This is a genomic window from Christensenellaceae bacterium, assembly GCA_031260975.1.
Classification (GTDB): domain Bacteria; phylum Bacillota; class Clostridia; order Christensenellales; family UBA1242; genus JAISKJ01.
Window position 1 is genome coordinate 1 of the sequence record JAISKJ010000007.1, and the last position, 12,262, is coordinate 12,262.

General features: G+C 39.4%; 10 protein-coding genes. 9 read left to right on the forward strand and 1 reads right to left on the reverse strand.

The window, feature by feature from the left end; all coding sequences use genetic code 11:
• Positions 1-267: 267 nt before the first annotated feature.
• The 7 genes from LBN07_05040 (at position 268) to deoD (ending at position 8,149) form a co-directional block, all read left to right on the forward strand.
• A complete protein-coding gene (locus LBN07_05040) occupies positions 268-2,376 on the forward strand; it encodes a hypothetical protein (GenBank protein ID MDR0850806.1) in 2,109 nt (702 codons plus the stop codon).
• Positions 2,377-2,535: 159 nt separating this feature from the next.
• A complete protein-coding gene (gene rpmH, locus LBN07_05045; protein ID MDR0850807.1) occupies positions 2,536-2,670 on the forward strand; it encodes a 50S ribosomal protein L34 in 135 nt (44 codons plus the stop codon).
• 112 nt (positions 2,671-2,782) lie between these two features.
• The gene (gene rnpA / locus LBN07_05050) at positions 2,783-3,196 is read left to right on the forward strand and encodes a ribonuclease P protein component (protein MDR0850808.1); all 414 of its coding nucleotides are present in this window, start codon (positions 2,783-2,785) and stop codon (positions 3,194-3,196) included.
• 80 nt (positions 3,197-3,276) lie between these two features.
• Positions 3,277-3,576 carry a membrane protein insertion efficiency factor YidD gene (gene yidD / locus LBN07_05055; protein MDR0850809.1) on the forward strand — a complete coding sequence of 100 codons (300 nt, stop codon included), beginning with the start codon at positions 3,277-3,279 and terminating at the stop codon, positions 3,574-3,576.
• Entirely contained in the window at positions 3,564-4,730 is a 1,167-nt protein-coding gene (locus tag LBN07_05060; protein MDR0850810.1) for a YidC/Oxa1 family membrane protein insertase, read from the forward strand. The genes yidD and LBN07_05060 overlap by 13 nt, the downstream gene beginning before the upstream one ends.
• A 154-nt stretch (positions 4,731-4,884) precedes the next feature.
• A complete protein-coding gene (locus LBN07_05065) occupies positions 4,885-5,682 on the forward strand; it encodes a protein jag (protein ID MDR0850811.1) in 798 nt (265 codons plus the stop codon).
• A gap of 124 nt (positions 5,683-5,806) precedes the next feature.
• Positions 5,807-8,149, forward strand: coding sequence for a purine-nucleoside phosphorylase (gene deoD / locus LBN07_05070; protein ID MDR0850812.1), 2,343 nt, complete (start codon positions 5,807-5,809; stop codon positions 8,147-8,149).
• 381 nt (positions 8,150-8,530) lie between these two features.
• Here the strand turns inward: deoD and LBN07_05075 are convergent, their stop codons facing one another.
• Positions 8,531-8,734: a hypothetical protein gene (locus LBN07_05075; GenBank protein ID MDR0850813.1), complete on the reverse strand. Its 204-nt coding sequence runs from the start codon at positions 8,732-8,734 to the stop codon at positions 8,531-8,533.
• Positions 8,735-8,880: 146 nt separating this feature from the next.
• Between LBN07_05075 and dnaA the strand changes: the two genes are divergently transcribed.
• Entirely contained in the window at positions 8,881-10,248 is a 1,368-nt protein-coding gene (gene dnaA / locus LBN07_05080; GenBank protein ID MDR0850814.1) for a chromosomal replication initiator protein DnaA, read from the forward strand.
• Positions 10,249-10,752: 504 nt separating this feature from the next.
• Complete coding sequence (gene argB / locus LBN07_05085; GenBank protein MDR0850815.1) at positions 10,753-12,117, forward strand: acetylglutamate kinase; 1,365 nt, start codon at positions 10,753-10,755, stop codon at positions 12,115-12,117.
• The last annotated feature ends 145 nt before the right edge of the window (positions 12,118-12,262 follow it).

Below are 12,262 nucleotides of genomic sequence, written 5' to 3' on the forward strand. Positions count from 1 at the left end.
ATGTCAAACACAGAATTGATTATAGAATTCCATGGATATACAGCAATAACAATACTGCTGACGGCAAGTGACGGAAGCAACGTAAAGACCAACATTCAGTTTCTTGTTATATAATAAATCCCAATTTTTATGGTGCATTTGCTCAAAAAAACCCAATAAGGGTTTTTTTTATTCACTAATTATATTATTTATGCTATACTGTCCTCACCTATTGATGGACGTTTTAAAATATTTTTTTTGCACAAATTAAAATAAAGGAGATAAAAAATGAAAAAAATACTCAGTGCAGTAGCATGCTTATGTCTCATGGTTGCAATCGGCTTTACTCTATCAGCATGTACTGAAAGCAAAATTACCTCAATCAGTCTGAAACCGGGCACACTACCCATTGAAGTTCATTTGGGCGAAATAGTTGACACTTCAGGGGTGGAAATTTTTGTTGAATACGACAATAATTCCGTAAAAAAGATATCCGGAACAGATGTAGTGGTGGGATACATTGACACCACAACTGCCGGAAAAAAGGCGGTAAACATAGTTTATCAGGAGGTTACCACTCAGGTAGATATAACAGTTCTTGAAATTATTGACGAGGACGCCCTCTTTGCAGGCTATGAAAATCCAAACGCATATTCCGAATATCTGTCAAACATAGGAACACAGCAGGATCCTAGAAACGAATTTAAAATTAAAAACGACGGATATTATGTAGGGACCGACAACGCCTTTAAATTTCTGCCAAAGCTTACGCTGCTGGCCAGCGACGAGCTGACAACCTTTTATCCTTCAATGTTTGAAAACCTTGTAAAGATAGAACAGAAGCTCAGCGGTGAATCAACCTTTGTTGACATAACCGATGACGAAGACGAAATTATCGTGCGTTTTGACAGCATCGATACCAGCAGAGGTTTGTTCCATTTTGGCCCTGCAGCTATCGGAAACACATACAAAATCAGCATGAAATATGCTTATGCAACTCCACTGAACAATCCTACAATTACAATTGAAGTTAAGGTTGTTGCGGGCTACAACGCTTATACCATTGCAGACCTCTCAAGAATGAATAATAACGGACCCTATTGGGACGCTTATAAATTTGCAAACGGGGTTGACAGTGCCAACGTAAGCTCTGTCATTTTACACAACGACATCTCTCTTAACAGAAACAACCTGCCGGCAACTTTCTTTGAGCAGACTTTCAGTGATGAACTTCAAACCACTGTCTGGTCTTTGGTGGCTGACCGTACCACAATCTTTGAAATTGACATAGCAGACAGCGAAAGCTTCACCTTTATCGGAAACTATTTTGAGTTAGATGCTTCAACTCTCCCGCTCAGAGCAAACAAAACCACTGTAGCTGATTCCCATTCTGTACTGTTCAACCTCGGTGCTGATACGGGCGGAGATTGGACTTTGGAGAATGAAATACACGGAAATTATACTTTTAAAAATCTGCGTTCTAAGGGTAACTCCAACCGTGAAGAAAGAGAGGCTCTTGCAGGAGGAGTAAAATTTGCTAACGTTGCCGGAACTGAAGTAAGATTTGAAAACTCAATCTTTACAGCCTTCCAAACTGCAATTCTGACTTCAACCTTTACCTTGGCTCAGCACAGTATACCTTATTCCACATATGTTGAAAACTGCAAGGTTTTTGACACTTTCTCAAATGGTTTGAGCACGTGGAACAGCAAACTGCATATCATCAACACTGATATTAACGGCACCGGAGGTCCTGCTATAATTTCTATTGACTCTTCAGACAACTCCTCTTCAAATCCGGAAGATTCCAGATATCCTGATGTTTATATTGATGCACAAAGCATCATTGCTGTTAACGTAACAGGCGAAGAAGTATGGTTTAGTAGTCACGGTGCAGGCCCGCTTCCAAGCACAATGGGCATAATTAACGGCGAACTTGCACAGTTTGGCAAAACTTTGAAAAACTCAACCGGACACTTCAATATGATATCACTTCAAATGCCGGGCGACATATTAGACAGCTTTACCGCAGTCGGCACTGTTCAATACGGCTCATTTGCGCTTGATATGAGCGGAGCCGGCATGACTATCCTTAGCGGAATTGCCGGCGCAATCGGTGCACTTCCTCCAGCTTTTGTTGGGGCAGACGGCAAACTTTTGATTGTCAATCCCGATGGAGCAGCAGGGCAGAGAGTTTGGGCATTCGACCCCTCTGACAACACTCTTATGGCTTTGCTGATGAACCCGACTCCGGATGTTCCTACGCTTATGGCAGCTATGATGAACCCATCACTCATAAACAGCGTTGCAACCAGCATATTCAGCGGCAACCATGTTGGATTTGCCATTGGTATGGGATCTTATCTCGGCATCACTTTGTCGGTATACAACACCTAATCATAAAAACCACCCAAACGGGTGGTTTTTTTATTGTAAAGTTTTGGTTTGGGCTTCTTTTATGGTTGACAGAACAGATTAAATCCTGTATAATTGTTTCACGGAAAAAAGCAGCCGGCGCACTGACCGAAGCCCGCTGAATTAAAAAAGGAGCATACCATGAAAAGAACTTATCAGCCAAACAAAAGACACCGCAGCAAAGTGCACGGATTTAGACAAAGAATGGCTACCAAGGGCGGCAAAAATGTAATTAAGAACCGCAGAAACCGTGGCAAGAAAAAACTCTCTGCCTAAAAAGGGCAGTCTGTTTCAATGATATCTGTTCACTAAAACTTTGGCACCTGCAGTGCCCGCAGAATTGTTTGCAGACACCATTGTAACAGATCTAAAAATAAAATGATGGATTATGTTAGAAAAGAAGTATCGTTTAAAAAAGAATAAAGAGTTTAATTATGTTTATAAAAAGGGCGAAAGCGTATTTTCCAAAAACCTCGGCCTTTTTTATGTTAGAACAAGGCTACATCCATTTAAGGTGGGGATTTCAATAAGCCACAAGGTGGGCAACAGCGTGCTGCGTCACAGACTTAAACGACGACTAACGCATATCATAAGGCCGTTGCTGCCGCAGATGAACCCTCACTATAACTATGTGTTTCTGGCGCGCCCCGGCATAGAAGAGTTCGAGTTTTCTCAGCTTAAAGAAAGCGTAGAAAAAGCGATTGCCAAAATCCCAAGCTACGAGGCCTCTGCAGTTGGCTTAAGCAAAGCCACTGCCGGCAACACCGGTTTTATAGCAAAGCCGCCGCCGGCAAAAACTTAATGTTATTCTGAAAATAGAAAGCATTGCTAATACCCGCCATTTCAGGCACCGATGCCCGCCACCAAAAGGAGCGGAAAAATATGAAATTCAAAAACCGCAGCTTCTTCGGAAAAATAACATTTATTATATTCTTTCCCCTAAGAATATTGGGGCTGGGTGTCATATGGTTTTATAAGTTCTGCATTTCACCTCTATTGCCACACTCGTGCAAGTTTACGCCGACATGTTCAAATTACGGGCTTCGTGCCATAAACGAATATGGTATATTCAAAGGCGGAGCAATGGCAGCATGGAGAGTGCTTAGGTGTAATCCATGGAACAAAGGCGGGTTTGACCCCGTTAAAGACAACATTAAAGGAGATTTAAGATGGTTGATATGATAGCTATGTTCTGGCCGGGCGGAGCCGTATGGTCACCCTTGCTGCACGCATTTTATGACGGCATAGGCAGTTATGCCTGGACTATTGTTGTGGTAATGCTTATCATAAAAGTATTGCTGACGCCTCTTGACTTCTGGCAGAGACGAATTACCGCCAAAAACTCCCAGATGCAAGAAAAAATGAAGCCTGAGCTTGACAAACTGAAAAAGCAGTGTGCCGGCAATCAGCAGCTTTACAACCAGCGTCAGATGGAGATTTATAAAAAACACAACTATAGCATAATTGGTTCGTGTGTGGGTATGCTTGCCAATATTGCCATAACCATGACTATATTTATAACCCTATATTCTGTTATGGCAGGCATAGCCAATGAAAACCTAAAGCAGCAATATCCGGCCATACAAAATTCATATTATCACACACTTAACGAAATATATTACGGAGGCGCCTACGATCCAAACGTTGACACATACCTTTTTGATGACCCAACCAACCGCACGCCTGCTTTCATAGAAGGAACCTTCTCTCAGGCAGATATCGACCAAGCACTTGCCGTGGCAGAAGCAACTTATAACGATAATAACGAAAGTTTTTTGTGGGTAAAAAGTCTTTGGAGGTCTGATACTGTAGTTTCAACCATACCCAGCTTTGACGACTATGTTTCTATTGCGGGCATCAAATATGAAGATATTTCAGGAGGGTTGACTGCCGACCAACAAAAAACCCGAGACCGCGCCGAATATGATATGATTATGGGTAAGCTCATGAATGATATGGGCGGCAACGGATATTATGGCCTTGTAATTATAACAGTTCTGGTGACAGCGCTCAGTCAATTACTGTTGTGGCTTGGCACACGTAAGAAAAATAAAAAGAACGAAGTTAAGCCGGCAAAGCCTGTCAACGCAAATATCCCGGGCGCTCCCAAGCCTCTGCCTAAAATTCCGCCCAACATGATAATGATGATAATTCTTCCTATAATCATGCTATTCTTCACACTTACCGCAAACGCGGCCTTCGCAATATACCTTATTACAACCTATTTGGTGAGCTCCGCTACAATACCGCTGACAACGCTTATCAGCAAAAAGATTGATGAAAAGAAAGAAAAAGCCGAAAAAGAAAAGGTTGAAGTAAGTTATAGAAGAAAATAATCACAAACTTAAAAAAACGCTGGTTAAGCTAGCGTTTTTTTGCTGCCACATTTAAAAACACCTTTGACAAATGTATGGGTTTAATGTATACTAAAAATATAAGTGTTTTTGACAACACGATATCACAAGCTTGTCAAAAACTTCAGGAGGAAACATGAAAGCAATAGAAGTAAGCGCAAAGACCGTGGAAAAAGCAATAGAAGAAGGGCTGAAACAACTCGGAGTAACCCAAGACCAAGTGGATATCAAAATCCTTGACGAGGGCGGATTTTTCAGAAAAGCTAAAGTACAATTGTCGCTGGAAGGAGCTAAAGAAGAGGAAGTAAAAGCCGAAATCGCTGCAATAAAAGAAGAAATTAAAAAACCTGCCAAGACTGAGACTAAACCGGAAAAAACAAAAACTGCCGGCAACCTGCCCTTTGAGGCATCCAGCACCGCAAAAGCGGAAGCACAAAAAAAGGCAAGCGCAAAAGTTCAGTCAACCAACCTTAGCGAAGCAGCCAAAGAAGTAGCACAAATTGGAACAAAATTCTTGCAAGGTCTGCTTGAACAGCTTAGCATAAGTGCCAGCGTAGCCGTAACCGAAACCGAACAGGGTATAACCTTTAGTGTAACCGGCGACAATGTCAGCGAGCTTATCGGACATAGAGGCGAAACTTTGAATTCACTGCAATATTTGCTTAGTATAATTGCCAAAACAAAAGAAGCAAAAGGCACACGAATTTATCTGGATGTTGAAGGATATAAGCTGAGACGAGAGGATTCACTTAGTGCTCTGGCACAAAGAATGGCCGAAAAATGCATCAAAATCGGCAAACCCGTGAGGCTTGACCCGATGAACGCCTACGAGCGCAAAATAATCCACTCCGCGCTTCAGGAAAATCCCGGTGTCACCACAAAAAGCGAGGGTGAGGAACCCAGAAGATTTTTGATAATCATACCCAAAAAGTAATATATTAATCCCGTATCAACGGGATTTTTTATTGCTAAACAACAAGACCAATGGACCTTAATGACGCGGAACTTATCTCTTTCATTCGTTTTGAATTTTAGATAAAATTATATATAATATAGTCATGAATGAAACAATTTTGAGAAGTTATGATTTTTGGAAGAGAAATATCCAAAACAAAGAAGATTGGGATATTCTCAGAAATATGACTGAAAAGCAGATTGAGGGTGCCTTTGACGGCAGCCTGAGTTTTGGCACAGCGGGCATAAGAGGCGAAATGGGGCTGGGGCCCAACCGCATTAATCTTTATAATATAGCCCGTGTTACAAACGCTTATGTAAAGCTTTTAAAAGAAACAGACGCAAAAAGTGTGATTATAGGCTATGACAATAGGCTTAACAGTGATATTTTTGCAAAAGCCTGCGCCTGTATTTTTGCAAGCAACAACATAAAAGTGTACTTTTTCAACGATATAACCGCCACGCCGGTGATAAGCTTTGGCGTACGCCATCTAGGCTTAGGCGGCGGAGTAATGATAACCTCCAGCCACAACCCTAAGCAGTTTAATGGTTATAAGCTATATAACAACAAGGGCAGTCAGCTTAACAGTGATGACGCCAAAAAAGTGGCGGAGTTTATGGAAGCTGTTCCCTTTGATTTTGCTTATGAATATGATTTTGATAGTTTTGTTAAGCAGGGCATGATTATATACGACACTGAAGTCGTTGAATCCTTCCTTAAAAAAATCATCAGCCTGCAGCTTCACCCGATTGAAAATATCAGCATATGCTATACCGCTCTCAACGGTTGCGGATATAAAATTGTGCCGGAGCTTTTTAATAGAGTTACCAAAAACTGTCAATTTGTCAAAGTAGAAAAACAATGCAAAAAAGATAGCAGTTTTTCTTCGTGCCCCAGTCCAAATCCTGAGCATCTGGATGCCCTTACTTTGGGTATACGAACGGCCGAGCAGCATAAATGTGATGTGCTTCTTGCCACCGACCCCGACGCTGACAGGTTGGGAATAGTAGTAAGGCACAAGGATAAATATATTAAGCTCAACGGAAACGACACCGGAACACTTATTTTTAATTTTCTTCTTACTCAGCTCAAAGCCAAAAAGAAACTTCCTAAAAACCCGATTATCATAAAATCAATAGTAACTACAACTTTTATAGATATTATGGCTAAGCAAAACGATGTGCGGGTTTTTAATGGTGTTACAGGATTTCCGAGTCTGGGCGGAATTATGAATACTCTCGCCGAAAAAGGCGAAGAAAAGAATATAATTCTCTGTTTTGAAGAAAGTATAGGCTTTATGGAAGGCACTTACGCCCGCGACAAAGGGGGAATTGGAGCTGCCCGAATGATTGCCGAGATGGTAAGCTTTTATAAATCTCAACACAAAACACTGATAGATGTGCTCGATGACCTTCAAGTTATTTATGGCTTTTATAAAAACTATTCAGTTACCCATAAGCTTGAAGGAGAAAAGGGCAAAAAACATATTGACAGTCTTATGAAGCATTTCAGAACCGACAACATAAAAACAATCAGAGGACTTGAGGTTACACAAAAAATAGATTACCTTGACGGAATAGGTGATATTCCAAAGGTAAATGTGCTGGAGTTTAAGTTAGGGAAAAACTCCCGAGTTTTAATGCGCCCCAGCGGCACCGAGCCTCTGATGAAATTGTATTTTAACATTTTTGACCCGGAAGACAACGAAATATATAAACAAAACATGAGCGTATCAACCCCGCATATCTTGGCATTGGAAGGCGACATTGCTGAAGTGGTGCTGATGCCGGGCGACCCGCTGCGGGCAAAATACATTTCAGACAACTTCTTGGAGGACGCAATCGAAATCAACACTGTGCGCAATATGCTGGGCTTCACGGGAATTCATAAAGGAAAGCGTGTCACAGTTTTCGGTTCAGGCATGGGTATCCCAAGTATGGGAATTTACAGCTATGAGCTATTCAAATTTTATGGTGTAAAAAGCATCATACGAATGGGCACAACAGGTATGATTGCCCGCATGAATCTGGGTGACATTATTGTGGCGGAAGAAACCTTTACCAATTCAAGCTTTCCAAAAGATGTTGGCTATACAGGTCCGCTTGTTGCCGACAAAAAGTTGTTGAGCATTGCTGTGAACCTAGCCAAAGAAAAAAACAAACCCATTATTTCCGGAAAGATTTTTACCAGCGAAGCCTTTTATGAAGCGGATATGGCTGCCTCAATCAAGCGCTATCAAGAATTGGGTATTTTGTCAATTGAAATGGAAACTGCAGCACTCTATGCTAACGCCAAAATTTTGGGCAAACGCGCGCTGTCGATTTTAAGCATATCTGACGATGTTCTAAATCACACCAACTCTCAAACGCCCGATGAGCGTCAAAAGTCAAACGCCTCCATAATCGAGCTTGCGCTGGATACACTTATAAAAAGTCTTGATGATTGATTAGCAATAGTAGTGTTACCTGTCATTACCTAACTAAACACTAAAAAACACCCGAACCGCTGTTCGGCAATATCAATAGACACCCGAATATTCGGCATTTCTATTAATAAAAACAAGCCGACCGAATGGTTAGAACCAAGCGGTCGGTTTGTATTTTTCAACTTGTTTTTACTGCGCTGCAAATTGTTCTTCATATAGATTATTTGTTTCTGCAATTATATCGGTATCATAAACTCTTCTAAGTGTGTATTCATTTATCATCCTCTTTTTATAATAATGGCAGTTACTTGTATCAGAAAGAGAAAACAGTTCCACTGGGTTGCTAGAATAACAGTTTTCAAAAGAGCTTTATTTTTGACATAATGTTGTCTGAAATAACTTCTATATCATATAAGCTGATTTCATCAATTTCTTCTTGAATATCCAGACTAATAGGTTTTTTTCTTTACACTGTTCAAATACTTTAAAAAAGCATTTTATCCGCTCCATTTCTTCGCTTATTTTCCGTCTTGTTTTTTTATCGTTTTCCCTTATTCTTTTGATTGCCACTTCTCTCTCATTTTCATCATAATTTGAAAATAACATTTTTATCTCCCTTGTTTCGTTTTAACATTATAACACAGCACCCCCCCCCCTAGTCAATAGCTAATTTTTGCTGTATGCCTTAATCTCTTGACATTTTGAGCCGGCCTTAGTAAAATGTTATATATTAACAAAAACAGAGGGGAGCTATGCAGGACTTAAAACCCAAATGGAATGCAGTTTTAAATAAAATAGAAAGTGAAGTGACTGCGGTCAGTTTTGATTTATGGATTAAAACGCTGGAGCCGATTGATATTGTTGACGGAAAGCTTATTATTATGTCACCCACAACCGGCGCCAAAAATCAGCTGCTGAAGCTTCACAGTGAAAAACTTAAAACCGCAATAGAAGCGGTTTTTGAAAACATTACCGAATTTGTTGTATTGGACCCTGCTGAAAAAAATGAGTTTTTTCAAAATAAAGAGGTTATCCGCAACACTGAAGAGACGGTTTCGATAAAAGAGCCGATTTTGCCCAAAAATGCGCTCAACGAGAAATATTCATTTGATAGTTTTGTGGTTGGAAAGAGTAATCAATTTGTATACGCCGCCGCTAGGAGTGTGGCCGAAGAGCCGGGCCTTAAGTATAATCCGCTGTTTATTTATGGTGGGGTAGGACTTGGAAAAACACACCTGCTTCACGCAATCGGAAACTTTATGAAGCATAACAGCTCTAACCTTAAGGTTTTATACACCACCTGCGAAAACTTCACTAATGATTATATAAGCTCACTTAGATCCAGCAAAGACAGTTCTAACAGCCTTTTTAGAGGAAAATACCGTAATGTTGATGTTTTGATGGTTGATGATATTCAATTTATTTCGCGTGCCGAGCGCACTCAAGAAGAGTTTTTTCATACCTTTAACGACCTCTATCAAAACAACAAGCAGATTATAATCTGTTCCGACCGTCACCCAAAAGATATTGCAACACTTCAAGACAGAATGGTATCCAGATTTACCAGCGGGCTTATTCAGGATATTCAACAGCCCGATTATGAAACAAGACTTGCTATCCTTCAAAAAAAGGTGCAAATAGAAAAGTTTAATGTAAACAATAATGTTTTGGAGTTTATCGCAAAAAACATTGACAGCAATATCCGTGAGCTTGAGGGAGTGCTCAGCAAAGTTATCTTTTACGCCGGCCTTTTGGGAAAAAAAGAAGCTACTATAGAAGAAGCAAAAGAAGCGCTTAAAGAACATATTACCACCACTAAAGAAAAAATAACCGCTGACGGAATTATGGAGCGGGTTTGTAAGTATTATAATGTCTCACGAACCGACATGGTTGGAAAAAAGAAAAATAAAGAAATTGTAGACCCGCGTCAGGTGTGTATTTATCTTATATGCACGCTTCTTGAAGACCTACCACTTGCAGCCATCGGAAATATGTTTGGCGGCAGAGATCATACCACAATAATTCACGCAAGAGATAAAATTGCCGGAGGCATAAAGTCAAATTACACTCTCAGCACTACTATAAGTGACCTTATAGCCATGATAAAAACAGAAAACTAGCGGGGTTCTAGGATGCTCATATTTAATATTTATTCATCAAAAATAAAAAAAATATAAATAATAAAACATCTGCTAAGGTTGGAGTAAAGCAAATTCCATGTTAATATGTTGACAACTTAAACTTAGAACCCACAACTTATAAACATTTTATCAAAATTTATTAATCTACATTTTGTATAAATAACCACAAAGATAAAGTAAGAAAGCACAATATATTGTGCTTTCATTATTTTTTATAAAAGTTATCCACTTTTAAACATTATAATAAAGATTAAGACGATTTAAATAAACAATAATAAAAGTAAATGGGGACGTTTTTTAAATTTTTATGAAAGAGGATTTCTCTTATTTTATTGCTATAAAAAGTATGATAAATTATAAAAAAATATATGTTTAATATTTTACATTAACAGCTGTTTTTGTTATACTTAGTCCACTATTAAATATAAGCTGCCCCAACAGTGTTATTGATATAGAATAAATCGGTAAATGAAGGGTAAAAATATGGATTTAAAAATTGTGAAAGTAGACTTTAAAAATCCTGATTTTAAGGGCCTTAAAGAGGAACTTGAAAAATATCTTGATGTTCAGTATAAAAAATATAATCCTCAGCTTCGTGCAAAATATAGGGAGGCTGATGCTGACATAAATTTGGCAGGGGCGTATGTTGCTTATGACGAAGGTGTGCCTATCGGCTGCTGCGGATTTATTATAAAAGACAACGAAGTTGCAGAGCTTAAAAAAATGTTTGTAAAAGAGGGTTTTGGAGGCATTGGTATTGCTACCAGCCTTATCTCTATGGTTGAAGATGATGCGCGCGAATGCGGTATGAAAAAAATGGTGCTTAAAACAGGGGAGCCGCTTAGGGCTGCAGTTGATTTATATAGAAGTGTAGGGTACGCTATAATTAAAAATTATTCGCCTTATGAGGCTGACCCCACAGCTGTTTGTATGGCAAAATCTTTAATTAAAATCAATGTTTGGTCGGCCGAAAAGCGAAATGCTGCACGTGAAGCTTTAGGATATCTAAATTTATATCGCGGCAAGATTTTTGTTATTAAGTATGACGGTGAGGCTATTGCTGAAAGAAGTGCTCATGAGTCGGTTTTGCATGATATTAAAATATTGGCTCAAAGCGGCATTAAAATAGTTTTGGTGCACGGCGGCAAGCCTTATATTGAAAAGGAAATAAAAAACAGCGGTGTAATTTCGGAAATGGTGGAAGGCCGGCGTGTTACTACCCCTAAGGTCATGGATATAATTAAAGAAACCTATCTTGAACTGATTAACCCGCGTCTGGTTTCATTGATGGATGGTGCCGGCATAGGAATTTCAGGAATAAACGGACATTTTTTAATGTGTGAAAAAAAGAAAATAGACGGGCAGTGTATGGGATTTTTGGGCAAAATAAAGTCGGTAGACCGCTCTTTGTTGGACAAATTGCTCAATGACGGATTTATCCCCGTTGTAAGCCCTTTAGGTGTTGGAAGTGATGGGTATATTTATAACATTAACCCCGAGGATGCGGCAGCTTCAATTGCCAAAGAAATGAAGGCTGAAAAGTTAATTTTTCTGTCTACTGTTGATGGGATATTAGATAAAAGCGGCAATCTTATGTATGAAATTGATATAGCTGAAGCTGAGAAGCTCAGAGAAGATAAGCAGATAAGTGAAAACCTATATCCAAAATTTGATGTGACTGTTGATGCTTTACAAAATGGTGTTTCTGCGGTACATATTATTAACGGCACAAAGCAAGATAGTCTGTTTGACGAAATTATTTCTCACAGCGGTGTTGGCACGATGTTTACTGACAAAAAGGCAGCAGCAAAACGAAGACTGATTGTAGACAACTTAAAAAGAGGGTAAAAACAAAGATTTAAAAGGGAATTGTTAAAATGAAAAATTTTAGCAATGCTCTTTTAAAAATTGACAAATTACCACTATTTGAGGTATAATAAAATCAGAATAAATCATTGTAAGCGGCGGCACCGCCGCCTGCAGAGAGGAGAGA

What these genes read in the sequence shown, in the direction of transcription:
- LBN07_05040 (MDR0850806.1), top strand. Translation starts at nt 268, where the DNA reads ATGAAAAAAATACTCAGTGCAGTAGCATGCTTATGTCTCATGGTTGCA.
- rpmH (MDR0850807.1), top strand. Translation starts at nt 2,536, where the DNA reads ATGAAAAGAACTTATCAGCCAAACAAAAGACACCGCAGCAAAGTGCAC.
- rnpA (MDR0850808.1), top strand. Translation starts at nt 2,783, where the DNA reads ATGTTAGAAAAGAAGTATCGTTTAAAAAAGAATAAAGAGTTTAATTAT.
- yidD (MDR0850809.1), top strand. Translation starts at nt 3,277, where the DNA reads ATGAAATTCAAAAACCGCAGCTTCTTCGGAAAAATAACATTTATTATA.
- LBN07_05060 (MDR0850810.1), top strand. Translation starts at nt 3,564, where the DNA reads ATGGTTGATATGATAGCTATGTTCTGGCCGGGCGGAGCCGTATGGTCA.
- LBN07_05065 (MDR0850811.1), top strand. Translation starts at nt 4,885, where the DNA reads ATGAAAGCAATAGAAGTAAGCGCAAAGACCGTGGAAAAAGCAATAGAA.
- deoD (MDR0850812.1), top strand. Translation starts at nt 5,807, where the DNA reads ATGAATGAAACAATTTTGAGAAGTTATGATTTTTGGAAGAGAAATATC.
- LBN07_05075 (MDR0850813.1), bottom strand. Translation starts at nt 8,734, where the DNA reads ATGTTATTTTCAAATTATGATGAAAATGAGAGAGAAGTGGCAATCAAA.
- dnaA (MDR0850814.1), top strand. Translation starts at nt 8,881, where the DNA reads ATGCAGGACTTAAAACCCAAATGGAATGCAGTTTTAAATAAAATAGAA.
- argB (MDR0850815.1), top strand. Translation starts at nt 10,753, where the DNA reads ATGGATTTAAAAATTGTGAAAGTAGACTTTAAAAATCCTGATTTTAAG.